This is a genomic window from Halomonas organivorans (genome assembly GCF_014192055.1).
GTDB classification, from domain to species: Bacteria; Pseudomonadota; Gammaproteobacteria; order Pseudomonadales; family Halomonadaceae; genus Halomonas; species Halomonas organivorans.
The window spans coordinates 24,490-49,828 of sequence record NZ_JACHXM010000006.1 but is presented as its reverse complement, the minus strand read 5'-3'; the positions used below and the strand labels follow the sequence as shown (position 1 = coordinate 49,828).

Sequence of the window (25,339 nt, the reverse complement as noted above, 5' to 3'; positions counted from 1 at the left end):
CGCTAACGACTACCGCTGTCGTCCGACCAGCCGCGTTCGAGGGCCGCGCAGGCCAGCGTGATCAGGCCGGCCAGCACCAGGTAGATCAGGGCCATCAGCAGCAGCGGCTCATAGACCATGTAGGTTTCCTGGCGAATGCGCCCGAACACGGCATAGGTATCCACGGCGGCAATGGTGGCGACCAGCGGGGTGGCCTTGAGCTGGATGATCAGTTCGCCGTTGAGGGTCGGCAACACGCGCTGAACGGCCCGAGGCAGCCAGATGCGCCGCAGGATCGTCAGCGGATGCATGCCCAGGGCCCTGGCCGCTTCCAGCTCGCCCTTCGGCACGCCGGCGAATCCCCCGCGCATCACCTCGCCCTCGTAGCCGGCGAACGACAGCGTCAGGGCCGCAAAGGCATAGGGCCAGGACTCGATGAGATACGGCCACAGCCAGCTCTGGCGCATCCCCGGCAGGTAGGGGAACAGGGAGCCGAGCCCGTAGTACAGCAGCCAGATCTGCAGCAGCAGCGGGGTGCCGCGAATCAGGGTACAGAAGCCCTGCGCCAGCCACGCCAGGGGGCGCGGCCCGGTCACCTGCACCAGCCCGAGCGGAATCGCCAGCAGCAAGCCCGCCGCGCTCGTCGTCACCAGCAGCACCAGGGTCAGCCAGAGCCCATCGAGAATCGCATCGCGATAATCGACCAGCCAACCCCAGCGCATGTGCAGCGCTATCAGCGTGATGGCCAGCACGGCGACGGCGATCAGCAACAGACGATGCGGCGGCAGGCGTCGTTCAGCCATGTGGCATCCCCCTGGTCGCGCGACGCTCCAGCGCCTTGAAGAACAGATTCGAGACCAGCGAAACGAGCAGGTAGAGCACGCCCGCCGCACACAGGAACAACAGGTGATGCTTGGTGGCGCCGGCCGCCTGACGCGCGGCCAGCGTCAGTTCGGTGAAGCCGACCACGGCCAGCAGCGCGGTGTCCTTGGTGGCGATCAGCCACAGGTTGGAGAGCCCGGGCAGCGCTCCCGGCAGCATGGCCGGCAGGGTAATGCGGCGAAAGGTCTTGGCGGGTGACATGCCCAGCGAATGGGCCGCCTCGATCTGGCCGCGGGGAATGGCGCGGATCGCGCCGCGCATCACCTCGGTGGCGTAGGCGCCCTGGACCAGGGCAATCACCGCGATGCCAGAGGCGAAGGGGCCGATACTCACCTCGCCGAGGCCGATCATGGCCGACACCCGGTTGAGCGCCTCGGGCACGGCGAAGTAGAGCAGCAGGATCAGCACCAGCTCCGGCACCGCGCGTATGCCGGTGGTATAGCACGCCAGCAGGTCACGGATGACCGGGCCACCCGAGAGCTTGCCGGCCGCCCCGGCCATGCCGATCACCAGCCCCAGCAGATAGCCGCCGCCGGCGACCTGCAGCGATAGCCAGAGCCCGTCGAGCAAGGCGCCGCCCCATCCGGGCGGCGCCAGCGCGAGCAATTCGCCCATGCTCATGTCGCGATAGTTCATGGCGCCGGACCACGCCCTGCCAGCTCCTTCATCGCCCGCTCCTCTCAGGTGTCCGGCTCACCGTAGATATCGAAATCGAAATAGCGCGCGGTGATCTCGTCGTAGGTGCCATCGGCACGCACCTCGGCGATCGCCGCGTTGAGCCGCTCGCGCAAGGCATCGTCGCCCTGGCGAATGCCGAAGCCGATTCCCTCCCCCAGGGTCTCGGGATCCTGGATGACAGCGCCCTTCATCTCGCAGCACAGCTGCCCTTCCCGGCTTTCCAGGAACTGCTCGATGATCAGGCGATCCGCCAGGGTGGCATCCAGGCGGCCGGCAAACAGGTCCTGGTTGGCTTCGTCCTGGGTCTGGTACTGGCGCAGGGTCGCCTCGGGATAGTGCGCCTGGGCGTAGGCCTGGTGGATGGAGGCGGACTGCACTCCGAGCGACTTGCCGGCAAGCCCCTCCCGCGTGGCCTCCATTTCGGTGCCCTTGGCCACGGCCAGGGCGGCGGGCGTCTGGTAGTACTTGTCCGAGAAGGCGATGGTCTCGCGACGCTTGTCGGTGATGCTCAGCGATGCGGCGATGACGTCGATCTTGTCACCGGTCAAGGCGGGAATCAGGCCGTCCCAGGAGGTGGTGACGAGCTCGCACTCCAGGCCGGCGGCCTCGCAGATCGCCCGGGTGATGTCCACTTCCCAACCGTGCAGCTCGCCGCCGGCGTCCGGCGTGGCAAAGGGCGGATAGGGTTCGGTGGCAAAACCGACTCGGGTGACATCGGCCTGTGCCACGGAGGCCAGGCATAGGGTCGTCAAGGTAGCCGTCAGTACGCGTTTCATTGTCATTCTCCTCGAGATGGACTGACCGAGCCCAGGAAGCGCTGCAGCCGCTGGGCGCTGGGGGCGCCGAACACCCGTTCGGGCGGCCCCTGTTCGGCGATCTCCCCCTGATCGAGGAAGACGACCCGGCTCGCCACGTCGGCGGCGAACGCCATTTCATGCGTCACGATGATCATGGTGCGCCCCTCCTTCGCGAGGTCGCGCATCACCGCCAGCACCTCGCCCACGAGTTCGGGGTCCAGCGCCGAGGTGGGCTCGTCGAACAGCAGCGCCTCGGGCCCCATCGCCAGCGCACGGGCGATGGCGCCGCGCTGCTGCTGGCCGCCGGATAGCGTCGTCGGATACGCCTCTCGCAAGTGATGGAGACCGACGCGCTCCAGCAGGGCCCGGGCCTCGTCGCGCGCCTCGGCACGCGAACGCTTGAGCACCTGGATCGGCCCCTCCATGACGTTGGCCTCCAGCGTCATGTGCGGCCACAGGTTGAATCCCTGGAAGACCATGCCCAGGCGCGCCCTCAGACGACGCAGCTGCCGACGATCGGCGGGGACGCGTTGAGCGCCCTCGCCACGAAAGGGGATGGGTTCGCCCAGCAGGCGCAGCGCACCGGACGACGGCGTTTCGAGCAGGTTGAGACAGCGCAGCAGCGTGGATTTCCCCGAGCCGCTACTGCCGATCAGCGCCACCACGTCGCCCCGGCCGGCGGAAAGGTCGATGCCCTTGAGGACCCGAGCGCTGCCGAAGGCCTTGTGCAGGTTTTCGACCTCGATGACGGCGGCGTCGCGGGAAACGCTGGTAGTCGATGCATCGCTCACGGGAGGCTCCGGATCACGCCTGTTGTTATGCGGTTGCATAAACTATGCATCTGTATAAGATGCGAGTCAACGATCCTCACCCACCACGGAGCCAGCCCATGTCCCGCTACGGATGCCAGTCGATGGCCGCCCCCATGACCCGCGTACTGATGCGTCGTCCCGGGGCGAGCCTGAAGCGCGCCGACCCCGCCGAATGGCACTACAACGAGCACTTCGACGCCGACAAGGCGATTGCCCAGTACGACGCCTTCGTCGAACTGGTCGCGGCGTCGGGCGCCGAGATCGTGTGGCTCGAGGACGACGATGACGGCCTCTCCGACGCCATGTTCACCCGCGATGCCTCGCTGATCACGCGGGCCGGCGCCGTCTTGCTCAAGATGGGCAAGCCGCTGCGCGTCGCGGAGCCCGAGCTGCACGGGCGCCGCTACGAGGCGGCGGGCATTCCGGTGCTCGGGCGACTGACCGGTGACGCCTGCATCGAGGGTGGCGACACCCTCTGGCTCGACGACAGCACCCTGGTGGTGGGCATGGGCTTTCGCTCCAATCGCGAAGGCGTGCGTCAGTTGAATGCGCTGCTCAACCCGCACGGCATCGAGGTGCTGGGGTTCGACCTGCCAGTGTGGGACGGCGAGGCGGCCTGCCTGCACCTGATGTCGGTCATCTCGCCGCTGACCGACGCGCTGTACCTGGTGCACCCCAAGCTGATTCCGGCCGCCCTGTGGACCCTGATGAAGGCCCGTGGTATCACCCTGGTGGCAGCCCCCGAGGCCGAGTTCCATGACTCCCTGGGCCTGAACCTGAACGTGATGCCGCTCTCGCCCGGCGATTGCCTGATGATCGACGGCTTCCCGGGCACCAAGGCGGTCATGGAGCAGCACGGCATCCGGGTTCGCACCTTCGCCGGCGACGCCCTGTGCATGGCCTGCGAGGGCGGCCCCACCTGCCTGACCAACCCGATACTGCGCGAGACCTGAGCCATGACGACCCGGCGTGCCAGCAACGACCGCGAAAGTGCCCTGATCGATGCCACCCTCACCTGCATCGCCCGGGAAGGCATCTCTGCGGCCACGGTACGCAACATCGCCGACTACGCCGGCGTCACCAATGGCTTGATACGCTTCTACTTCAAGAGCAAGGACGGGATTCTCCAGGCCGCCTACCGGCGCTTCCTGGAGCGCCTCTTCGAGGCGGCCCACGGCACCATCGCTGGCCACGACACCACGGCATGCGAACGGCTGGAGCGCTACCTGCTGGCCAATCTATCGCCGCCCATCGTCACCCCGGACAGCCTGCTGCTGTGGGCCAACTTCCTGCCGCTGGCCCATCACGACGCGGCCATGGCCGACATTCGCCGGCACTGGTACGCCCGCACCACCCAGGCCTTCCAGGAGCTCATCCATGGGGCCCTGGCGGAGCACGGCCTGGCGCCGGGCGAGACCGAACTGCGCCGGCTCTCTGTCGCCGTCAACGGGCTGATCGATGGGCTGTGGATCGAAGGCGCGCTGTCCGCCGAGAGTCTCGACATTCGCGAACTCCAGGCGATCGGACTCGACGCCGCCTCGCGACTGCTGGGTATTGCCGTCTCTCGCCCTCCGCTCGCCTAGCCGACGCGCGTCACGACGCCAGGCATTCGAGGCGATGCGCGAGCCACGCCCAGGGCGCAGGCGCCTGTTCGCCGATGAACACCAGGCGACTGCCGCCCTGCCCCGAGGCATCCAGTTCCTGGCTGGTCAGGCGCCCGGCGGCCCGCTGGAGGACCAGTCGCCTTCCATCATCCAGCCGCACCACGCCCTTGAAGCGCAGGATTTCCCGGGGCATGCCGTCGAGCAGCTCACGCAGCGGCTGCGTGGCCACCGCCCCCTCGCATTCCCAGCTGAGACTCCTGAGCCCCAGCGCTTCCAGGCTGGTCGCCGCGCCGTCACTGCCATCGCGGGGGCGCTTGGCCGGCTGCGTCGACAGACGCGGCAGGAACACCGCGTCCGGCGGCAAGGCCGCCTGGGTGGTGCGCAGATGGCGGCTGTCGGGCAGCAGCAAGGCGTCCTCCAGTGCCGTCACCCTCGCCTCGTCCACCAGGTCGACCTTGTTGATCAGTACCAGGTCGGCATGCTCGACCTGGGACGCCACCAGGTGGCGAAGGGCGGGCGCGAGCGCCTCGCGGTCGAGGGCGGCATCGACCAGGGTAATGACGCCCTCGAGGCGCGCCCGGGCACGGATCCGCGGGTAGCCCAGCACGTTCACCACCCGCGCCGGATCCGACACCCCGCTGCACTCGATCAGCAGGTGATCGAGTCGTCCGGCGCGCTGCGCCAGCAACGACTCGATCGCCGAGGACAGTTCACCCTGCAGGCTGCAGCATACGCAGCCGTTGCTCAGCGTGATCAGGTCGTCGCGGCGCTCGTCGATCAGCGCTTCATCGATGTTGAGCGCCCCGAAGTCGTTGACCATGACCCCCAGGCGTCGCCCCCCGGCATGGGCCAGCAGGTGATTCACCAGGGTCGTCTTGCCGGCGCCGAGAAAGCCGGCCACCACGGTCACGCCCAACGTGCTTGCCGTCATCTCGTCAGCTCCCTTCATGGGTTCCCTTGAGCTCGATCTCGACGAAGGCGAACGCGTCCTCCCCCGCGTTGATCACGTTGTGCTCGACGCCGGCCGGCCGACGATAGGAGACCCCGGCGGACACTCGCTCCTGCCCGCTGCCCGCGTCGGTCTCCAGCCTCATCACGCCATCCACCAAGGGCACCACGACATAGTCCAGGGCGTGTCGATGCCAGCCGGTCTGCGCACCGGGAGCAAAGTCCCAGCGGGTGACGATCACGCCATCATCCTCGATCTGTCGCGTCGCGACGGCGGGTATCGCGGAATGGGTCATGAAGATCTCCTGCTTGCTAGTCGAAGATGAGCTCGGGCAGCCACAGCGCGATCTGCGGGAACATCACCAGCAGCACGATGCCCAGGATCTGCATGGCGAGGAACGGCAGTACCGAGCGGTAGAGGTCCCCGGTGGTGACCTCGGGCGGCGCGACGGAGCGCATGTAGAAGAGGTTGTAGCCGAACGGCGGCGTCAGGTAGGCGCTCTGCATGGCCAGCACGAACAGCGTCGCGAACCAGATCGGGTCGAAGCCCAGCGCCTTGATGATCGGCACGTAGAGCGGGACCGTGATGAACAGGATCGCCGAGTCGTCGAGGAACATGCCCAGGATCAGGTAGCTGAGCAGGATCACCGTCAGCACCAGATAGGGACTCAGCTCGGCCGCCATCACCTGGCCGACGATCGCCTGCCCGGCCCCCAGCGCGATGTAGATCTTGGAGAAGATCACCGCCCCGATCATGATCCACATCAGCATGCCCATGATCCGGGCCGTGCTGTAGAGAGCGCTGCTGAGCATGGTCAGGTTGAGCTTGCCGTGCACCAGTGCGCACAGCATGGCACCGCTGGCCCCCAGGGCGGACGCCTCGGTGGGCGATGCCATCCCCGTTGCCATGGTGCCGAGCACCACGGCGATGAGCGATCCGGGCAGCACCATGGCGTTCAGTGCCTTGAGCTTGTCGAGCCCGCCGATGCGCTCGGAGGCCTCGATGGGCGGCCCCAGGTGCGGCGATCGATAGCAGCGAATGCCGATGTAGAGGATGTAGATGCCGGCCAGCATCAGGCCTGGCATGACGCCGGCGGCAAACAGCTTGCCCACCGATTCCCGGGTCAGGAAGGCGTAGAGGATCATCACCAGCGACGGCGGAATCAGGAACCCCAGGGCACCGCCGGCCATGATGGCCCCCGCCGACAGCTGCTTGCTGTAGCCGCGCTTGAGCATCGCCGGCAGCGCAATCAGCCCAAGGCTCACCGTCGCCGCACCGGTGATGCCGACCATGGCCGCGATCAGCGCGCAGATCACCACGGTACCCATGCCGAGTCCGCCGCGCACACTGCCCATGATCTTGTAGATCATCTCGAACAGATCGTCGGCGATGCCGGAACGCTCCAGGATCATGCCCATCAGGATGAACAGCGGCAGCGCGACCAGGATGAACTCGTTCATCAGGCCGAAGACCGACGGCATCATGATGCCCAGGCTGTCCGGCCCCCAGATCCAGTAGCCGAACCCCACGCCGACGCCCATCAGGGTCCAGGCCAGCGGAACGCCGAAGAACATCAGGGTCAGCATCGCCCCGAACATCAGCAGCGTCAGCAGGATCGGATCAATGCTTCCCATCGGCATCCTCCCGGGTCTCGGTGGCGTGACGGCCCGCGTCGTCGGAAGCGACGGGGTGTCCCAGCAGGGTGCACAGGTGGCGGGCGGCGTTGGTCAGCATCTGCAGCATGATCAGCAGCACGGCCACCGGAATCATGACCTTGAACGGCCAGATGATCGGCGCCCAGGTGCTGCGGAAGGAACGCTCCTGGATGGCCACCGACTGCATGGCGAACTCGTAGGCACTGCGCAGCAGCAGCGCCAGCAGCATCAGCACCAGCAGGTTGATGACCAGCGACAGCAGCGCCTGATGGCGAGGCGACAGGCGCTGGGAAAAGATGTCGATCCGCACGTGGCCGTGCCACTTCTCGGTATAGGCGCCGGCCAGGATGGCGTAGACGCCATAGGTCAGCGTCGACGCCTCGTGCGCCCAGCTGGTCGGCGAACTCAGCAGCTGGCGCGACACCACCTCGAAGACCAGCATGCCGACCAGCGCCAGGCCGAGCCAGGCGACGAGCCGCCCGAGCCACTCGCTCAGGCGGTCCTGCCAGCGAATCCAGGCATGAAGCCATTGCATCGCGAGCTCCCGTTCAGTCGAGGCGACCCTTGTCGCGGGCCATCTGGCGGATCATCTCGATGGCCTCGGCGGCCACCGGTGACTTCTCGGCCTCGGTATCCCAGACATCCTGCGCCGCCTCGGTCATCGCCAGGATGTCGTCCTCGGGCAGACGGGTGATATCGAAGCGATGGGCCGCCTCCTCGTTCCAATCGACGAACTTCTGGTGTCGATAGTCGGCCCACTCGGCGGTCACTTCGGTGAAGATCTGCTGGAGATCTTCCGGCATCTGGTCCCAGAAACGCTGGTTGACCAGCACGTTGTCGACGAAGCCCGGATAGAGCATGTTCATCTCGGTATAGTGCGTCGCCACCTCGTCCAGCTTGAGCACCGAATAGTCGTAGGGCCCCCCATAGATCAGGCCATCGATGGTGTTGGTGCTCAGCGCGATGTAGAACTCCTGGGGCGGAATGTAGACGGTCGGGATGTCGAAGTGCTCGAGCACCGCGGCGACCGAAGGCGTGGCGCGGATCTTGAGCTCGCTCATGTCCGCCAGGCTCTCCACCGGCTCCTTGGTCAGCAGGTCGAACTTGCCGCCGAAGACCGGCACGGTGTAGTGGATGCCCTGCCGCGCATAGTTCTCGGCCAGCAGCTCGCCGAGGCCCCGCTCGTTCCACAGCTCCTTGGCCTCCTCGAGACTGGTCCAGGCCATGGGAATGCCGGATTCCAGCACCCCGGTATCCATCTGGCCGCCCCAGTACCCGCCGTAGCCATAGATGGCCTGCAGGGTGCCGCTGCGCAGCGTGGTGAACATCTGGTCGTTGGGCACCAGCTCGCCACCGCGGAAGATCGACAGCTGGATCCGGCCGTCGCTGGCCTCGGCCAGCATGTCCTTGTAGCGCTGGAAGATCGCGTCCTCCTCGGTGCCGGTGTAGCGCTGCATGCGAATCTGTACGACCTCGCCGTCCTGGGCCAGTACGGTGACGGGGAATGCCAGGGCGCTGCCGGCCAGCGCGAGGCTCGCCAGGGCGACCTTGAGGGGCTTGAGATGATGACGTTCGACGTTGTTGTTGTGCATTGCGATGTCTCCTGAGGAGGGATGCGTCATGCGTTCCGCGGCGTGTCTCGGGAACGTTCGGTGGGTGCCGGAATCACCCAGTCGTGCTCGCCGCGAGGCGTACTGACATACTCGGGCCAGCGAAAATCGATCGGCGGGTCGTAGTCGCACAGTGGGGCCAGCCATTCGTCGCCCCCGATGCCGCCACCGGTACGTGCCTCGAACTCCTCCCGGGCGGCCGCCAGGGCTCCCGGTTCCTGCAGGAGGTCGAGCAGCGTCAGCCCCACCGTCTTGGCCGCGGTCTCGATCATCGGATCGATGCAAGGGGCCAGGCCGCCCAGGGCATTCATCACCCAGGCCGGATAGCCGGCGCCGTCGTCCCTCGGCGCCAGCGCCGGGCGGCCGATGTAGAGGCGCACCGTCGGCGCATGCCAGCTGTACTCGGTGTAGTCGTCGGAGGTGAAATGGGTCTGCGTCGGCGCCAGGATGCGGCGCAACTCCCGCTCGGCCTCACGCGGCGGACGCAGCGCCTCGATGTCGGCGAGGAACGGGCGCTCCATGGGCGTCATGCCCAGGTTGGCCTGTATCTGGCGCGCCAGCTCGACGGCTTCCTCGCCGAGACGCGGCGGGCCGACCCGCTCCAGGTTGCGATAGGTCAGCTCGGCCAGCGCATGGTTCGCAAGCCCCGGGCGCGACTTGGCGACCCAGTGCCGCTCCACCCGGCAGTGCGACAGCCGGGCGACGCATTCGGCGATATGATCGAGCCCGCGCACCACGTGCTCCGCCTGCTCCACCGTGGCCACGCGAATGAAATACTGGATCTGGGCCATCTGGGCCGGCAGGTTGTCGGCGGTGGCCTGGCCGGCGTTGAGAATCGCTTCGTTCATCGACCAGTTCAGGCCGCTGGCCAGCACGTGCTCGCGCAACGCCTTGGCATTGACGTACATCTGGGTGACCGCATCGTTGGCCCCCGGCGCACGGGCGCTGGCGTGCGACGCCGCGATGGGCGAGCTGTGGTCGCCGGTCAACCAGGTCTCGGGGCTATCGCAGGTGAAGGTATAGATGACGCCGTAGGCGGCACCGCAATGGGTGTCCCAGCGCGTCGTGTTGCACAGCGGCAGCATATAGAAGGGATGGAAGCTGATCGCCGCATCCAGGTCATCGTAGTAGCCCCGGGCCGCGTGGATCGGCTTGGAGCCGCGAACCTTCTCGGCCGGCTCGCCGAAGAACTTCAGGGTGCCGGGAATGCCCTGCTCCTTCATCAGCGCCTGCATGGCCAGGAAGCCGCCCAGCGAACCGATGCCCAGTGCCGCGTGGGGATCGGTGTGGCCACCGGCCCAGGGACTCAGGCCATCGCGGGGACGCTGGACCACGTCGGCCGCCTGGCAGTTGCCCGGTACGGCGTCATACTCGGCGTAGCCGCCAAGCGTAGGCCCCTCACCGTTGGACCAGGTCGCACAGAAGGCGGTCGGCATGCCGCCGGATCCCTCCTCGACCTCGAAGCCGTGCTCGCGCAGCAGGTCGACATAGAAACGCACCGAGCGATATTCCCGCCAGGCGGTCTCGGCATAGTGCCAGATGGTCTGGTTCCACTCGGAAAGGCGGGGCATCATCCCCTCGACACCTCGATTGAGGGCATCGCGCTGGGTCTGCGTGGTCATGTGGGCTCCTCGGAGGAGTGTTATTGCTTTGCAGCCCACTATAAATCAAACTCAACTCATCAAAAGTCAGAAATAATCATCCGATTGTCAAAAATGACTCAACAAAAAGCCCGTCACCTTCCCTCACTGCAGGCGCTGCGCGCCTTCGAGGCCCTGGCTCGCCTGGGCAGCCTTACCGATGCGGCGGACTACCTCAGCCTGACCCGCAGTGCCATCAGCCACCAGCTGCGGTTGCTGGAGACCCAGCTGAACCTGCGCCTCTACGAGCGCCGTGGACGCGGAGTCACCCTGACCCCCGCCGGCCAGCTCTATGCCGGGGAAGTCCGCGACGTGCTGCAGCACCTAGAGCGCATCCACGCCAACCTGCCGGACCAGGAGTACAACGGCCATCTCCACGTGTGCATGCCGCCGGGCTTCGCCGCCAGCGTCGTCAGCCGCCACATCAACGACTTCTATCGCAGCTATCCCACCATCCGCCTGCACCTCAGCACCAATCGCGAGAACGAGACCATTCATCAGCCCAACTTCGATCAGTTCGTGGTGTTCGGCGACGGCGCCTATACCGATCATCACGTCGAGATGCTGGCTCAGCCGATGTACCAGCCGGTGTGCAGTCCGACCCTGCTGAACGAACTCAACATCACCCAGACTCGCGACCTGGACCGCGCCACCCTGCTGCACCTGCACGATGCACACGACTGGCAACTGTGGATGGCGGGCTGCGGAGGCAAGCACCCCGTCAAGGTGGATGCGGGACTGTACTTCTCGAATATCCTGCTGGTGCTGCAGGCGGCGCTGTCCGGCCAAGGCGTGGCGATCGGCGACGATGTGGTATGTGGCGACAGCCTGCGTCACGGCCAGCTCGTTCGCCCGTTCGGCGAGCGCATTCCGAGCGACCGCTCCTACTATCTGGTCACGCCCCACAGTCGCCTGGACGATCCCAACGTCCAGGCCTTCAGCGACTGGCTGAAGAAACTGCTGGAGCGGCTGCTCGGCACCTCGGCGACCGCCGCCGGCTGAGGCCACCGATGCGCCAAGATCGTTCACCATAGGCGCAAGAAAATACCACCTCCCTGCCGGTTTACCTGGCTTATGGTGAATTCGGCACAACAATGGAGGTGATACCGATGCTCGACCCCTGGCGTTCCAGCCATGCCCCACGCCCGTCGCATGCCGACATCGTCCTGCTGGACGGCACCCTCTACACGCTCGATCCGGCACGTCCATGGGCCGACGCACTGGCCATGGCGGGTGGGCGGCTATGCGCCGTGGGGGATGCCGACAGCGTGGCCGAGTGGATCGGTCCCGCGACCCGGGTCATGTCGCTGAACGGCCGCTTCGTGATGCCAGGCCTGCATGACATGCACACCCATCCGGATCTCGGCCTGGCGGCCAAGTACGACGACTCGCTCAAGATCGGCATCGAGGATCCCACCCCGGAACAGGTCGAACAGGCCATCCTCGACTACGCCGCCCGCCACCCCGGCGACGGCTGGATCCACGGCGCCTACTTCGTGCGCTATACCTTCCGCCAGGCCGGACTGACTCCCGGCCGCGCCTGGCTCGACGACATCATGCCCGACCGTCCGGTGGCGATCCTCGACCGCATGTGGGGCACCATGATGGTCAACAGCAAGGCACTGGCCATGGCCGGTATCGATCGGCATACCCCCGACCCGCGAAACGGCTACATGGAGCGCGATCCGCTGACCGGCGAACCCACCGGGCTGATGATCGACGGTGCCTACGCCATGATCCACGCCGCCATGCCGCCAACGCCGGTCGCCGTGCTGCGTCGCGCCTACGAGGAGGGCATGCATTTCCAGACCAGCCGCGGCGTCACCGCCACCAAGTACGTGCACGTCTGCGAACAGCGCCTGGCCGCCCTCAAGGAGCTCGACGATGCCGGACGCTTGAGCCTTCGCGTGGAAGCCGCGATCAGCTGGCAGGACGACATCTTCCCGGTCAAGCGGCGCTGGGAGCTGCTCAGCGGCGAACGCCACTACTATGCCAGCAGCCGCCTCAACGCCAACGCCGTGAAGTTCCATTTCGACGGCACCGTGGAGCCTCGCTCCTCCTTCCTCCTCACCCCATGGGACAGCAACGACGAATGGCGCGGCAAGATCAACCTGACCCCCGAGCATCTGCGCGACATGCTGATCGACATGGACCGCCGCGGCATCAGGGTGATCGCACACTGCACCGGCGACGGCGCCTCCGACCTGTTCCTGGATGCCGTGGCCGCCACCCGGCAGGCCAACGGGCCCGGCGTGCGCCACCAGTGCGCCCACAGCACCATCCTCCACGAGGGTAATCTCGCCCGCTTCGCCGAGCTGGACGTGATCGCCGAGTTTTCGCCGGCCGCCTGGTATCCCTCGCGTTTCACCTCCGGGGCTCGCGCCGGCTACGGGGCCGAAAGGCTGTCGCGAGCCTATGATCTGCGTGGCGTACTGGACGCCGAGGGCGTGGCGGTGTTCGGCACCGATTTCCCGGTGGCCTCCATCGACCCCTGGCTGGCCCTGGAGACCCTGGTCACGCGGCAGAACCCCTGGGAAACCGGAGAGGAGCGCTTCGGCACGCCTATCGGCCTGGAGGAAGCACTGCGCGTAGCGACCCTCAACGGGGCCTACGCCATGGGACTGGAAGACGAAACCGGCTCGCTCGAGGTCGGCAAGTCAGCCGACCTGATCGTGCTCGACCACGACCCCTTTTCGCGTGAGGTCCGCGGCAATCTGCACCGCACCGAGGTCGAGATGAGCTTTCTCCAGGGGCAACCGATGTACGACCGCGATGGCGAGCTCGCCGACGCCGGCCTCCCTGCCATCTGGGAAGGCCGGCCACCCGAGCCCTAGGCATCGAGACACACCAACCAGGGATCCCGTTGCCGACGAGAATTTGAACAAAGTTAAAGAACGCTGTTTTAAAACAGCGTTCTTCTACTATGCTCAGGGTAAGGGCCGAGTCGGGCAGCCAATCCACTCGCCTGGATCACCAGCGACAGTGAGTCGTTTCGTGTGGCCGACATGCCGTTCGGAGGGATGCCATGAACCAGGTACTGCTGTTGACCCATACCCCCATTGAGCGACGCCCCTACCATGCATCGCGCCAGGTACGCCGGGCCGAGCGCATCGGGCAGCGCTTTCGAACGCACTCTGGTGCCCATGACAAAGTGGAAGTCGGTTGCCTCTCCCATGCGCCGCACGAAGAGCTGGGCCCCGTGGATCTGGCCAATGCCAGACGCCGGCTCGACTTCTACTCACGCTGGCACGGACTGACGGAACCCCACCTGCAGATCTGGAGAGCCCCCTGAGCCCCAAGCCGGCTCGGGAGGACAATGGAGGGATGATGCCATGACCATCGGCATTCAACTCATCACTGGCTGGCAGCATGTGCACGCCGACTGGTGGCAAGACGACCAGGGCAACCACATCCATCGTGTCGACATCGATGACGATGCGCTCTATCACTGCCATCTCGCCGGCTCGCCGCTGCCATGGAATGCGGTGGCCGGAAGCCTGGACGAAGCCATGGCGGTCGTAGAAGGCACCGCACCGCAAACGGGACGCAACGGCGATCGTTAGACAAGTGGGGCTTTCGAGCTCGGTGACGACGGCCAGGAACAAGACGCCCGGCATGCGCCGGGCGTCTTGTTGATCGGCCAAAGGGGCACCATCGGGACCGCGAGGCCGTTTCGATGGACAGTTCCACGGCCTAGCCCGGAACGGGCTCAGCCACGCGGCGCCTCGAACACCCAGCCGGTGCCCTCACGGCTGTCCTTGAGCACGATACCGAGTTCGGCCAGCTCGTCGCGGATGCCATCGGCGGTGGCGAAGTCCCGCGCCTTCTTGGCCTCGGCGCGCTCGGCGATCTTCGCCTCGATCTCGTCCTCGGTCATCGGCAGCTCGCCGCTGGCCCCCTTGAGGAAAGCCTCGGGCGCCTGCTGGAGCAGGCCGAGCACGCCGCCCAGGCGCTTGAGTTCCGCCCCCAGCGCCAGCGCTTCAGCCGACGCTTCCTTCTTGGCGCGATTGAGTTCACGGGCCAGGTCGAACAGCACCGACACCGCCTCGGCGGTGTTGAAGTCGTCGTCCATGGCCGCGGTGAAACGGGCGTCGAAGCGATCGTCGACCCCGCCCTGCTGTCCCTCGACGTCGTCGAGAGCCAGCCCGTCAAGAGCCAGCCCGTCAAGAGCCAGCCCGTCAAGAGCATTGTAGAAGCGCTCCAGCGACTTGCGGGCGTCGGCAAGCGATTCCGGCGCGTAGTTGATCGGGCTGCGGTAGTGGCTCGACACCAGCAGGTAGCGCACCACCTCGGCATCGTGATGCTCGAGCACCTCACGGATGGTGAAGAAGTTGCCCAGCGACTTGGACATCTTCTCCTGGTTCACCCGCACCGCCCCGGCGTGCATCCAGGTGTTGACGTAGGGCTTGCCGGTAGCGGCCTCGCTCTGGGCGATCTCGTTCTCGTGGTGCGGGAACGTGAGGTCGGGGCCGCCGCCGTGAATGTCGAAGGTCTCGCCGAGACAGCAGGTGGACATCGCCGAGCACTCGATGTGCCAGCCGGGACGGCCGTCTCCCCACGGCGAGCGCCAGTTGACCTCGCCGGGCTTGGCGGCCTTCCACAGTACGAAGTCGAGCGGATCTTCCTTGTGCTCGTCGACATCGACCCGGGCGCCGGAGCGCATCTCGTCCAGGTCGCGGTTGTTGAGCTTGCCGTAGCCTTCGAACTTGCGCACTCGGTAATAGACATCGCCGTTGTCCGCGGCATAGGCGTAGCCCTTGTCGATCAGCGTCTCGATCATGCGCACGATATCGTCAAGATGCTGGGTCGCGCGGGGCTCGGCATCGGGACGCAGCACGCCGAGGCGACCTTCATCCTCATGCATGGCATCGATCATGCGATCGGTCAGCGCCTCGATGGTCTCGCCGTTCTCCTCGGCACGCTTGAGGATCTTGTCGTCGATGTCGGTGATGTTGCGCACATAGGTGACATCGTAGCCACGAGCGCGAAGGTAGCGGGTGATGACGTCGAACGCCACCATCACCCGGGCATGGCCCAGGTGGCAGTAGTCGTAGACGGTCATCCCGCAGACATACATGCGGACCTTGCCCGGCTCGATGGGGGTGAAGGTTTCCTTGCGACGCGTCAGGGTGTTGTAGATCTGCATGTCAGCCCTTCTTCTTGGCCTTGGCCCAGCCGTCCTTGAGTCCCACGGTGCGATTGAACACCAGCTTGCCCTCCTGGCAGGCGTTGCGATCGGCGCAGAAGTAGCCGACCCGCTCGAACTGGAAGCGACTCTCGGGCGCGGCATCGGCGAGGCTCGGCTCGCCCATCGCCTGTACCACGGTCAACGACTCGGGGTTCAGGTGCTCGAGGAAATCGGCGTCCTTGTCCTTGTCCGGCTGCTCGACGGTGAACAGGTTGTCGTAGAGGCGAACTTCCATCGGCACCGCCTCGGCGGCGCTGACCCAGTGGATCACGCCCTTGACCTTACGGCCTTCGGGATTCTTGCCCAGGGTGTCGAAGTCGACCGAGCAGCGAAGCTCCGCGATCTCGCCGGCCTCGTCCTTGATCACCTCGTCGCAGCGGATCACGTAGGAGTTGCGCAACCGCACCTCCTTGCCCGGCGCCAGGCGGAAGAACTTCTTCGGCGGCTCTTCCATGAAGTCGTCCTGGTCGATGTAGATTTCCCGACCGAAGGGAATCCGGCGCACGCCCATGTCCTCGCGGGCCGGATGCCCCGCCACCTCGTAGGTTTCCTCGAAGTCCTCGGGCACGTTGGTCAGCACCACCTTGAGCGGCTTGAGCACGCACATGGCCCGCGGCGCATTGTCCTCGAGATCGGAGCGAATGGCGTGGTACAGCATGGCGATGTCGACCAGGCCACCGTCGGCGCGGGTCACGCCGATCATCTCGCAGAACTTGCGGATCGAGGCCGGCGTATAGCCGCGGCGGCGCATGCCGGAGAGGGTCGGCAGGCGCGGGTCGTCCCAGCCGTCGACGATGTGCTCGTCCACCAGCAGCTTGAGCTTACGCTTGGAGGTCAGGGTGTAGTTGAGGTTGAGACGCGCGAACTCTATCTGGCGCGGCTTGGCCGGCACCGGCAGGTTGTCCAGGAACCACTCGTAGAGCGGCCGGTGATCCTCGAACTCCAGGGTGCATACCGAATGAGTCACGCCTTCCAGGGCATCGGACTGGCCGTGGGTGAAGTCGTAGGACGGATAGATCTTCCACGTGTCGCCGGTCTGGTGATGGGAAGCATGACGGATGCGATAGAGGATCGGATCGCGCAGGTTGATGTTGGGCGCAGCCATGTCGATCCTGGCACGCAGCACCTTCTCGCCCTCGGCAAACTCACCGACCCGCATGCGCTCCAGCAGGTCGAGGTTCTCATCCACGCTGCGCTCGCGATAGGGGCTCGGCCGTCCCGGCTCGGTGAGCGTGCCGCGGTACTCGCGCATCTCCTCCGGAGAGAGGTCGTCGACGTAAGCCTTGCCCTCGCGCACCAGGTGCTGGGCCCACTCGTAGAGGGTATCGAAATAGTCCGAGGCGAAACGCACCGGCCCCGCCCACTCGTAGCCCAGCCAGCTGACGTCTTCCTTGATGGCGTCGATGTAGGCCTGCTCTTCCTTCGCCGGATTGGTATCGTCGAAGCGCAGATGACAGTCGCCACCGAACTGCTCGGCGAGCCCGAAATTCAGACAGATCGACTTGGCATGGCCGATGTGCAGGAAGCCGTTGGGCTCCGGCGGGAAGCGGGTGACGATCTTCCCCTGTCGGCCTGCCTCGATCTCTTCGCGGATCTGGTTGCGAATGAAGTTCGGCGCGCTGGTGGTCTCGCTGGTCATGTTGATTGGGCAACCTCTGGTTGAACGCTGGCCTGTCGTCGCGAAGCCGCGGGCCTGGCCACGGCTTCGCGCATCGACGCAAAACGGCTATTATAGCGCCACCTGCCCATAGGGCGCCAAGGCATCCCGCTTCGAGAAGACAGGACACCGTGATGATCATCTTGCAGACCAATTTCGGCGATATTCACGTCGCCTTGAACCACGACAAGGCGCCGAAGACCGCCGCCAATTTCGAGCAGTACGTGCGCGACGGCTTCTACGACAACACCCTCTTCCACCGCGTCATCGACGGCTTCATGGTTCAGGGCGGCGGTTTCGACCTGGACTTCAACCAGAAACCGACCCGCGACCCGATCGACAACGAGGCCGACAACGGCCTGGTCAACGCCCGCGGCACCCTGGCCATGGCGCGCACCCAGGATCCCCACTCGGCCACCGCCCAGTTCTTCATCAACGTGGCCGATAACGACTTTCTCAACCATCGCGGCAAGAACCTGCAAGGCTGGGGCTACTGCGTGTTCGGCGAGGTAGTCGATGGCATGGACGTGGTGGACCGCATCAAGGCGGTGCCGACCACGCGACGCGGCATGCATGCCGACGTCCCCGCCGAGGATGTGATCCTCCAGCGCGCCTACGTCCAGGACGACGCCGACGCCTGACCGCTTCGAGAACTCGCCCCCTCCGCACCCGCCCCTCGGCGGGTGCGCCGTCTTCAATCCGCTGCCCGCGAGAGACGCCATGTCGACCCTGCTGATCTCAGATCTCCATTTGCATCCGGGCGCCCCGGCCATCACCGAGGGCTTCCTCGCCTGGCTGGAGGAGCGCGCAGTGCACGCCGAGGCGCTCTACATCCTCGGCGACTTCTTCGAGGCCTGGATCGGCGATGACCTGCTGGACCTCGGCGCCGCCGATCCCACAGGTACCGCCGCGCTGGCCGCGCGCATCGCCGAGGCCCTGAAGCGCCGTTCACAGGCCGGCACCGCAATCTACCTGATGCACGGCAACCGCGACTTCCTGCTCGGGGAACGCTTCGCCGAGGCCGCCGGCGCGACCCTGCTCGCCGACCCCAGCGTGGTCACCCTCGGCGACGAGCGCGTGCTGCTGATGCACGGCGACAGCCTGTGCACCCTGGATGAGGCCTACATGGCCTTCCGCACCCAGGCCCGCGATCCGCAATGGCAGGCGCAGATTCTCGCCATGCCGATTCCCGATCGTCTGGCGCTGGCCAGACAGCTGCGCGACCAGTCCGGTGAAGCCAATTCCAACAAGGCCGAGGACATCATGGACGTGACGCCGGAGGAAGTGGTCGAGGCACTGCGCGAACACGGCGTGGCCACGATGATCCATGGCCACACCCATCGCCCCGCGGTTCACGACCTCGACCTCGATGGCACCCCCGCGCGTCGCTACGTACTGGGCGACTGGCAGCCGGAACGGGGCTGGGAAATCGAGATCGTCGCCGGGCAGCCGCCGGTGCTTCGCGACTTTCCGCTGAAAGGCTGAGGAGCCGGGGGATCAGCGCCAGCGCCCCTACCGGTTATCGGATGAGGCGCGAAAGGATCGCAGAAGAAAAGCGCCAACGCATCCACCGTGGCCATGCCCCGGCGCGTCGCCATCGTTGCGGATGCCGGCTTTATCCGGAGTCGGTGGCGGTGAGATGGCAAGGGGCGGCATCCGGTGCCTCGGGGTTGAGTTCGGCCGGATCGTCACGCCCGGGATACCAGGGCACACGTCCCTCGAGCACGCCGGTCTCCTCGATGATCCGCGCCACCGTGGACTCCTGGCGATAGGCCATGATGTGGGCGCCGCTCACCCCTTCGACTTCACGCACCTCCGCGAGAATGTCACGGCACAGTCGTTCGCCCTCGGCCCGCTGATCACGGGCCCCTTCCAGGCGCCGGATCACCGCATCGGGGATGTGCACCCCGGGTACGTTATCGCGAATCCAGCGGGCACTGCGGGCCGAAGCAAGCGGCCCCATCCCCACCAGCACGAAGGCCCGGTCGGGCCCTTCCAGCACGCCCGTGTCGACGACCTCGGCCATGAATTCGCGCAGTTTCTGCACATCGAAGCAGTACTGGGTCTGGATGAAGCGCGCCCCGGCGGCCACCTTCTTGGCCAGGCGTCCTGCCCGCCAGGCGGCCGGCGGCACGAAGGGATTCTCGGCGGCGCCGAGGAAGATGCGTGGCGGCGACGTGATCGCCCGCCCGCTCTCGAAGCGTGCCTCGTCACGCATGCGACGAGCCAGGCCCAGCAGCGACATGGAGTCCAGGTCGAAGACAGGACGCGCCTCGGGATGATCGCCGGCCTGAACGCCATCGCCGGTCAGGCACAGCAGATTGCAGGCCCCCATGGCCGCGGCCCCCAGAATCTCGCCCTGCATGGCGATGCGGTTACGGTCGCGGCAGGACATCTGCAGGATCGTGGCATAGCCCACCCGCGTCAGCAGCGAGCACACCCCGACGCTGGACATGTGGCAGTTGGCTCCCGAACCGTCGGTGGCATTGATGGCATCCACATAGCCGTCGAAGATGGCCGCTCGCTGCAGCACCTCGGCCGGGTCGGCGGAGTCGGGCGGATCGATTTCGGTGGTCACTGCGAAGCGACCAGCGCGCAGTACCCGCTCCAGCCTCCCGGGAGACACATGGCCGGGCAGGATCGGCAGCGAGTAGCCGGGGACGGGCTCATCGTCGAACTTCATGTGCGTGCCTCACGGTCCCTGCCATGTTCGCCCTGCACCACCTTGAGCCAGGAGGAGGCACCCTGGTCGGCATCGTCCACGGGCAGCTGCACCACCTGGATGCGGTCGCCATGCTTCATGCGTCGACTGCCCTCCCAGGCCTCCAACCATACGCAGCGCATCGACGGCTTCACCTCGCAGCCACCGTCGGGGCGCACCCCGCCACAGGGCCCGTTGCGAAGCCGCTTGGGGCAGTTCATCGGGCAGGCCATGCCGGTGGAGCTCAACACGCAGTGGCCGCACATCCGGCAGTCGAAAAGGAAACCCTTGACCCACCGCTCGAGCGCCGCGATCGGGCGCTCCAGGCGTTCGGGACCGAGACGCGCCACCAGCGGCGCAAGCGCGCGCAGTAGCGGCTCGAAACCGTCATAGAGCAACTCGAAGGCCCGAGCATGGCGAACCACCCAGCGACGCACTGCATACATGGGACCGTCCTCGCCGTTACGCACCACCACCCCGGCCAGCGGGGCTTTCTGTCAGGCTATGCAGCCATGTCGCTCGCCACTTCCATCAGGACGACAACGACATAGCGCAGGACGACCGTCGCGTCCGTGACACCCGGCGTCGTCGCGGGAACAGTGGCCGTGGCTGCCTGCCCTAGACTCGGGCAGGATAGGCCCATCGGCCAAGAGCCTTCACCAAGAGCGAACATGCCATGGCGACGCTGATCGACGGCAAGACACAGGCCAGGGAACTGCGCGACGCAGTGGCCGGCGAGGTGCAACGGCTTACTCATACGCAAGATGTGGTCCCCGGCCTGGCCGTGATTCTGGTCGGCGAGGATCCGGCCAGCCAGGTCTATGTGAGGCGCAAGGGGCAGCATGCCCGCGAGGTCGGCATGCGTTCCGTCGAGCATACCCTCTCGGCCAGCACGCCCCAGCGCGAACTGCTGGCCCTGATCGCCGAGTTGAACGCCGATCCCGGCGTTCACGGCATCCTTGTCCAGCTACCGCTGCCGACACACATCGATCCGGAAGCGGTGATTCACGCCATCGATCCAGCCAAGGACGTCGACGGCTTCCATCCCCTCAACGTCGGCTCCCTGGCGGCCGGCGGCAAGGGCCTGGCGCCCTGCACCCCGCTGGGCTGCGTACGCCTGCTGGCCTCGCACCTCGGCGAACTCGCCGGACGACACGCCGTGATCCTGGGCCGCTCGCGCATCGTCGGTCGCCCCCTCGCGAGCCTGCTGCTGCGCGAGGACTGCACCGTCACCGTGGCACACTCACGAACCGTCAACCTGGCCAAGGTGTGCCGGCAGGCGGATATCCTGGTGGCCGCGGTCGGCCAGCCCGGCCTGGTTCAGGGCGACTGGGTCAAGGCGGGAGCGACCGTGATCGACGTGGGCATTACGCGCCTCGGCGACGGCGAAGAGCGCCGCCTGGTGGGGGACGTGGATGCCGCCAGCGTATCGCGGGTGGCCGGCGCGCTCACTCCGGTGCCGGGCGGCGTCGGCCCCATGACCATCGCCTGCCTGCTGCACAACACCCTGATCGCGGCCTGTCGCCAGCACGGCCTGCCAGAACCGTCCGCCGCCTCTCCTGCCGATACATCACAGCCGCTGGTCCACCCTCACGCCTGACATCGCTGGCGGTAGTCACACGCGACAGGCAGCCAGCTCGGCCTCCAGGGCGTCGGCATCCGGCAGGCTCCCCGGCGCGCCGATCACTTCCAGCCGCGAGTCGCGCCGCCACTCGCTAGCGCTCGCCGGTTCATGACCCGCAACGCGGTTGAAGGCGATCCAGCCGTCGACAATACGGAACACCCCCTTGACGCGCAGCCCGGCCGGCAGGCCATCCAGGCAACGCTGGAGGGCCGCACGCTCGAAGATCTCCTCGGCATGCCAGCGCCACCCCAAACTGACATGACCAAGCGACGCCCCTTGCTCACGCACCGGCGCACCCGGCATCGGCGCCCGGGCGTCCAGATCCAGCCATGGGACCGGACGCTCCGCCTGCGCCTGATGGGTCGACGGACGAGCCACCGCATCCGCCGCGCGATGCGGAGCACCTTCCAGCACACGTCCAGGGGGCAGCCGGCCGTATGGCGCGTCCTCCACCCAGGGCGCACCGGTCAGTTGCGCGGCCAGCCAGTCACGGGCCGCGTCGAGGCGCTCCGGGATGACCAGATCGGTCATGGTCAGGGCGATGCCATCCGCCAGTGCCAGCTGGTCGCGAAAGGTGGCGTGCTCGAGCGCCCGACGGTCGTCCAGGCGTCGCGGATCCAGCACCGTTATTACCTCACGCAGATCGAGCACGCCGACGAAGGCCTCGCCCCGCAACATATCGAGCAGCCCGGCAGGATGGCCGAGACCCGACGGTTCGATGATCAGTCGATCGGGACGCTGGCGGCGCAGCAGCTGGACCAGGCTCGTCTGCAGCAGCGTGGCAAGCTGACAGCACAGGCAGCCGCCCGGCAGGGCCTGGACCGCCACATCGTCACGTCCGGCGAAGAAGGTCTGATCGATCCCGACCCGACCGAATTCGTTGACCAGGATGGCCCAGCGCTCTCCAGCCGGCTTGTGATCGATCAGGTGACGGATCAACGAGCTCTTGCCGCTGCCCAGGAAGCCGGTAATCAGGTGAACGGGGATGTCGGCGAGCGGCGCCTGGGTCATGAACACTCCTCCACGGTGAAGATGCCATTATCCTGGCACGCTCCGGTATCGGGCGTCCTGCCCCACGCGGCTTGCCTCGACGCCCCACGATGAGGGTTCGAACACGGGGCGCGACATTGAGATAACGGTATAAAAGCACGACCGGAGAAAGGGGGCTTTCACCCCCTTTCTCGTATCACTCTTCTTCCACCATCAGGGCCGGGTGATATCGGCCTGTTCGCGCAGGTAGGTCTGCAGGCCGTTGACCGCGGACTGTGAGCGCAGCTGCTGGGCCATGCGCGCCACGAAGGACTCGATCTGTTCATTGGCCTCACCGGCCGTCACCGACTCGAGGCCGATCAGCACGACACGCTCGCCGTCGGAGGCACGACCATAGACGGTCTCACCGTCCTCCGGATGCGGCAGGCGGAAGGCCGCCTGGATCACCGGCTGGCTGAGCTGGCCATCGCCCTGGCGGCTGAGCGACTCTTCGCGCTGCCAATCGAGGCCCAGCGATTCGCCGCCGCGCAGCGATGCCAGCATTTCGTCGGCACGAGCCTGCAAGGCATCCCGAGTCTTCTCGGACTCGACGGCGGCGGCCACGTCCTCGCGCACCTCGTCAAGCGGCAAGGTCGTCGCGTCGCGATGATCCAGCACGCGCAGCACCATGCGGCGATTCTCGTCCAGCTCGATGACCTCACTGTTGAAGCCCTCCTCCAGCACGTCGGAGCTGAAGGCCTGCCGCATCACGCCGGGCTCGGCCAGCACGCCCTCGGCCTGGTCGCGTCCGACCCAGTCGCTCTCCTGGCGCTCGAGGCCAAGGCTGTCGGCCACGCTGGCCAGGTCTTCGGCGGCGAAGCTCTGGTCGATCAGCTGCTGCGCCTTGTCGTTGAAGTCATCACGCACGCGTTGCATGGCCACCTGGCGCTTCAGGCGTTCACGCGCCTGCTCGAACGGCGGACGATCGAGCTCGGTCACCTTGATCAGGTGGAGGCCATTGTCCGTCTCGACGATGTCCGACACCTGGCCTTGCTGAAGCGCGAAGGCCGCATCCTCGAAGGCCTTGTCGAAGAAACCGCGGCTGATCACGCCAAGGTCACCGCCTTCGTCGCTGGTCGAGGTGTCGTCGGAGTACTCGGCGGCCAGTTCGGCGAAGTCCTTGCCCTCGGCCAGCTGCGCCTTGACGTCCTCGAGGCGCGCCATGGCCTCCTCGCGGGTACGCTCATCGCCGAAGGACACCATGATGTGGGAAACGCGCCGGTCGGCGTCGGCGGCCTCGGCTTGCCAAGCCTCGTGAAGCGCGGACTCACCGACCTCCACCTCATCGGCCATGGCCTGCTTGTCGAGCAACACGTAGGCCAGCTTGACCTGTTCGGGACGCTGATAGTCCTCGCCATGGGCCTCGTAATAGGCCTGGAGATCAGCCTCACTGACCTCCGGGATCTGGGCCAGGTCGGCGGGCGTCAAGGCGTAGTGGCGGAAACTGCGTGTCTGGCGCTGCAGCTCGGCAAGGCGCGCCTGCTCGCTCGGCAGGCTGAACTCGCTGGCGGCCAGCCCCTGCTGAATCTGGCGACGCTTCATGTCCTGGCGAAGCTGATCGCGGAAGGCCAGCGGGGTGAAGCCGGCGCTGGCCAGGCGATTGCGAAACAGGTCCTGGTCGAAGCGACCGTCGGCGTCCTGAAACTCGGGCAGGGTGACGATCAATTGATCAAGCTGTGCTTCGGACAGGTGCAGACCACCCTCTTCCGCGTACTGAGCCATCAGGCGGTCGCCGATCAGGGCATCGAGCATCTGGGCACGCAGCTGACGCTCCTGTTCGGGCGGCACCTGGCCACTGCGAATGGCTCGCTGCACCTGCAGCTCGAGCTGCTGACGCGTGATCGGCTCGCCGTTGACCTTGGCGATCTCCTCGCCGTCGCTGCCCAGCAGTCCCACCAGGGACTCCACGCCGAACAGCGCCATGGTCACCACCACGGCACCGACCAGGATCTTGGCGCCCCAACTGGTGGAGCGGTCACGAATACTTTGCAGCATGCAGGCCTCTGTGGATCTTGTGGATCGGGACGCGCCACATTATACGCATCCTTGCTGGCCTCGCGACGGGGACGGACCGACCGGCCCCACCGGGGCCCCGAAAACAAAACAGGCGCACCGCGACAGCGGTGCGCCTGTAGGGATACGTCATCGAGGACGGCGAAGACGCCTCCTCAGTTGACGGAATCCTTGAGCGCCTTGCCGGCCTTGAAGCTCGGCACCTTGGCGGCGCTGATCTGAATCGGCTCACCGGTCTGCGGGTTGCGACCGGTGCGGGCCGCACGCTCCTTGACGGTGAAGGTGCCGAAACCCACCAGGGAAACGCTGTCGCCCTTCTTCAGGCTGTCTGCCACGGCATCGACCATGGCGTCCAGCGCGCGGGAGGCGGCCGCCTTGGGAATATCGGCAGACGCGGCAATGGCTTCGATCAGCTCGGACTTGTTCACACTTCACCCCTTGACTGTTACGTAAATTGGCTCTAATCGGCGAGACTTACGGCTGACTGACGCGATCACAGCATGGCGGTAATTTATAGCAAT

The 25,339-nt window shown here is 66.4% G+C and carries 26 protein-coding genes; 9 read left to right on the top strand and 17 right to left on the bottom strand.

The window, feature by feature from the left end; all coding sequences use genetic code 11:
• Positions 1 to 2: 2 nt before the first annotated feature.
• Genes FHR96_RS08390 through FHR96_RS08375 form a run of 4 tightly spaced genes read right to left on the bottom strand, consistent with a single transcriptional unit; the run spans position 3 to position 3,127 of the window.
• Complete coding sequence (locus tag FHR96_RS08390) at positions 3 to 782, bottom strand: ABC transporter permease (protein ID WP_183387220.1); 780 nt, start codon at positions 780 to 782, stop codon at positions 3 to 5.
• Positions 775 to 1,497 (bottom strand): ABC transporter permease, encoded by a 723-nt coding sequence (locus FHR96_RS08385; RefSeq protein ID WP_183387219.1) that lies wholly within the window; start codon positions 1,495 to 1,497, stop codon positions 775 to 777. Before FHR96_RS08385 ends, FHR96_RS08390 begins: the two co-directional genes overlap by 8 nt.
• 44 nt (positions 1,498 to 1,541) lie before the next feature.
• A complete protein-coding gene (locus FHR96_RS08380; protein ID WP_183387218.1) occupies positions 1,542 to 2,315 on the bottom strand; it encodes a transporter substrate-binding domain-containing protein in 774 nt (257 codons plus the stop codon).
• 2 nt (positions 2,316 to 2,317) lie between these two features.
• Positions 2,318 to 3,127, bottom strand: a complete 810-nt coding sequence (locus FHR96_RS08375; protein WP_183387217.1) for an ATP-binding cassette domain-containing protein — start codon at positions 3,125 to 3,127, stop codon at positions 2,318 to 2,320.
• 98 nt (positions 3,128 to 3,225) lie between these two features.
• Between FHR96_RS08375 and FHR96_RS08370 the strand changes: the two genes are divergently transcribed.
• Together FHR96_RS08370 and FHR96_RS08365 are read left to right on the top strand one after the other, a co-directional pair.
• Positions 3,226 to 4,101, top strand: coding sequence for a dimethylarginine dimethylaminohydrolase family protein (locus tag FHR96_RS08370; protein WP_183387216.1), 876 nt, complete (start codon positions 3,226 to 3,228; stop codon positions 4,099 to 4,101).
• A 3-nt stretch (positions 4,102 to 4,104) separates the two neighbouring features.
• Positions 4,105 to 4,731, top strand: a complete 627-nt coding sequence (locus FHR96_RS08365) for a TetR family transcriptional regulator C-terminal domain-containing protein (RefSeq protein WP_183387215.1) — start codon at positions 4,105 to 4,107, stop codon at positions 4,729 to 4,731.
• A 10-nt stretch (positions 4,732 to 4,741) separates the two neighbouring features.
• Here the strand turns inward: FHR96_RS08365 and FHR96_RS08360 are convergent, their stop codons facing one another.
• The 6 genes from FHR96_RS08360 to FHR96_RS08335 are packed head-to-tail and all read right to left on the bottom strand — an operon-like array spanning position 4,742 to position 10,588.
• Positions 4,742 to 5,683, bottom strand: coding sequence for a CobW family GTP-binding protein (locus FHR96_RS08360; RefSeq protein WP_183387214.1), 942 nt, complete (start codon positions 5,681 to 5,683; stop codon positions 4,742 to 4,744).
• Between the two features lie 4 nt (positions 5,684 to 5,687).
• The gene (locus FHR96_RS08355; RefSeq protein ID WP_183387213.1) at positions 5,688 to 5,996 is read right to left on the bottom strand and encodes a cupin domain-containing protein; all 309 of its coding nucleotides are present in this window, start codon (positions 5,994 to 5,996) and stop codon (positions 5,688 to 5,690) included.
• A gap of 16 nt (positions 5,997 to 6,012) precedes the next feature.
• Positions 6,013 to 7,335, bottom strand: a complete 1,323-nt coding sequence (locus FHR96_RS08350; RefSeq protein ID WP_183387212.1) for a TRAP transporter large permease — start codon at positions 7,333 to 7,335, stop codon at positions 6,013 to 6,015.
• Positions 7,322 to 7,891, bottom strand: coding sequence for a TRAP transporter small permease subunit (locus FHR96_RS08345; RefSeq protein ID WP_183387211.1), 570 nt, complete (start codon positions 7,889 to 7,891; stop codon positions 7,322 to 7,324). The genes FHR96_RS08350 and FHR96_RS08345 overlap by 14 nt, the downstream gene beginning before the upstream one ends.
• Positions 7,892 to 7,904: 13 nt before the next feature.
• The gene (gene dctP / locus FHR96_RS08340; RefSeq protein ID WP_183387210.1) at positions 7,905 to 8,948 is read right to left on the bottom strand and encodes a TRAP transporter substrate-binding protein DctP; all 1,044 of its coding nucleotides are present in this window, start codon (positions 8,946 to 8,948) and stop codon (positions 7,905 to 7,907) included.
• Between the two features lie 26 nt (positions 8,949 to 8,974).
• Positions 8,975 to 10,588 carry a zinc-binding metallopeptidase family protein gene (locus FHR96_RS08335; RefSeq protein ID WP_183387209.1) on the bottom strand — a complete coding sequence of 538 codons (1,614 nt, stop codon included), beginning with the start codon at positions 10,586 to 10,588 and terminating at the stop codon, positions 8,975 to 8,977.
• 93 nt (positions 10,589 to 10,681) lie between these two features.
• Here FHR96_RS08335 and FHR96_RS08330 point away from each other — a divergent pair, with 93 nt between their 5' ends.
• The 4 genes from FHR96_RS08330 to FHR96_RS08315 all read left to right on the top strand — a co-directional run bounded on the left by FHR96_RS08330 (position 10,682) and on the right by FHR96_RS08315 (position 14,169).
• Positions 10,682 to 11,608, top strand: a complete 927-nt coding sequence (locus FHR96_RS08330) for a LysR substrate-binding domain-containing protein (RefSeq protein ID WP_183387208.1) — start codon at positions 10,682 to 10,684, stop codon at positions 11,606 to 11,608.
• Positions 11,609 to 11,715: 107 nt separating this feature from the next.
• Positions 11,716 to 13,440, top strand: coding sequence for an amidohydrolase (locus tag FHR96_RS08325; protein WP_246392862.1), 1,725 nt, complete (start codon positions 11,716 to 11,718; stop codon positions 13,438 to 13,440).
• A 191-nt stretch (positions 13,441 to 13,631) separates the two neighbouring features.
• Positions 13,632 to 13,898, top strand: a complete 267-nt coding sequence (locus FHR96_RS08320) for a hypothetical protein (protein WP_183387207.1) — start codon at positions 13,632 to 13,634, stop codon at positions 13,896 to 13,898.
• A 40-nt stretch (positions 13,899 to 13,938) separates the two neighbouring features.
• Positions 13,939 to 14,169, top strand: coding sequence for a hypothetical protein (locus FHR96_RS08315; RefSeq protein ID WP_183387206.1), 231 nt, complete (start codon positions 13,939 to 13,941; stop codon positions 14,167 to 14,169).
• Positions 14,170 to 14,315: 146 nt separating this feature from the next.
• Here the strand turns inward: FHR96_RS08315 and cysS are convergent, their stop codons facing one another.
• Positions 14,316 to 15,752, bottom strand: a complete 1,437-nt coding sequence (gene cysS / locus FHR96_RS08310; protein ID WP_183387205.1) for a cysteine--tRNA ligase — start codon at positions 15,750 to 15,752, stop codon at positions 14,316 to 14,318.
• Position 15,753: 1 nt separating this feature from the next.
• Complete coding sequence (locus FHR96_RS08305; RefSeq protein ID WP_183387204.1) at positions 15,754 to 17,433, bottom strand: glutamine--tRNA ligase/YqeY domain fusion protein; 1,680 nt, start codon at positions 17,431 to 17,433, stop codon at positions 15,754 to 15,756.
• 152 nt (positions 17,434 to 17,585) lie between these two features.
• Between FHR96_RS08305 and FHR96_RS08300 the strand changes: the two genes are divergently transcribed.
• A complete protein-coding gene (locus tag FHR96_RS08300; protein ID WP_183387203.1) occupies positions 17,586 to 18,092 on the top strand; it encodes a peptidylprolyl isomerase in 507 nt (168 codons plus the stop codon).
• 79 nt (positions 18,093 to 18,171) lie between these two features.
• Positions 18,172 to 18,936 (top strand): UDP-2,3-diacylglucosamine diphosphatase, encoded by a 765-nt coding sequence (locus tag FHR96_RS08295; protein ID WP_183387202.1) that lies wholly within the window; start codon positions 18,172 to 18,174, stop codon positions 18,934 to 18,936.
• 130 nt (positions 18,937 to 19,066) lie between these two features.
• Here FHR96_RS08295 and FHR96_RS08290 read toward each other — a convergent pair whose 3' ends face one another.
• Both FHR96_RS08290 and FHR96_RS08285 read right to left on the bottom strand, forming a co-directional pair.
• Positions 19,067 to 20,134 carry a methylenetetrahydrofolate reductase gene (locus FHR96_RS08290; RefSeq protein ID WP_183387201.1) on the bottom strand — a complete coding sequence of 356 codons (1,068 nt, stop codon included), beginning with the start codon at positions 20,132 to 20,134 and terminating at the stop codon, positions 19,067 to 19,069.
• Positions 20,131 to 20,598 (bottom strand): methylenetetrahydrofolate reductase C-terminal domain-containing protein, encoded by a 468-nt coding sequence (locus tag FHR96_RS08285; RefSeq protein ID WP_183387200.1) that lies wholly within the window; start codon positions 20,596 to 20,598, stop codon positions 20,131 to 20,133. Before FHR96_RS08285 ends, FHR96_RS08290 begins: the two co-directional genes overlap by 4 nt.
• 230 nt (positions 20,599 to 20,828) lie before the next feature.
• Between FHR96_RS08285 and folD the strand changes: the two genes are divergently transcribed.
• Entirely contained in the window at positions 20,829 to 21,752 is a 924-nt protein-coding gene (folD, locus tag FHR96_RS08280) for a bifunctional methylenetetrahydrofolate dehydrogenase/methenyltetrahydrofolate cyclohydrolase FolD (RefSeq protein WP_183387199.1), read from the top strand.
• Between the two features lie 15 nt (positions 21,753 to 21,767).
• On the opposite strand, the gene FHR96_RS08275 is transcribed toward folD, so the two are convergent.
• The 3 genes from FHR96_RS08275 to FHR96_RS08265 form a co-directional block, all read right to left on the bottom strand.
• The gene (locus tag FHR96_RS08275) at positions 21,768 to 22,787 is read right to left on the bottom strand and encodes a CobW family GTP-binding protein (RefSeq protein WP_183387198.1); all 1,020 of its coding nucleotides are present in this window, start codon (positions 22,785 to 22,787) and stop codon (positions 21,768 to 21,770) included.
• A 192-nt stretch (positions 22,788 to 22,979) separates the two neighbouring features.
• Positions 22,980 to 24,800 (bottom strand): SurA N-terminal domain-containing protein, encoded by a 1,821-nt coding sequence (locus FHR96_RS08270; RefSeq protein WP_183387197.1) that lies wholly within the window; start codon positions 24,798 to 24,800, stop codon positions 22,980 to 22,982.
• Between the two features lie 173 nt (positions 24,801 to 24,973).
• The gene (locus FHR96_RS08265; protein ID WP_013332105.1) at positions 24,974 to 25,246 is read right to left on the bottom strand and encodes an HU family DNA-binding protein; all 273 of its coding nucleotides are present in this window, start codon (positions 25,244 to 25,246) and stop codon (positions 24,974 to 24,976) included.
• Positions 25,247 to 25,339 lie beyond the last annotated feature (93 nt).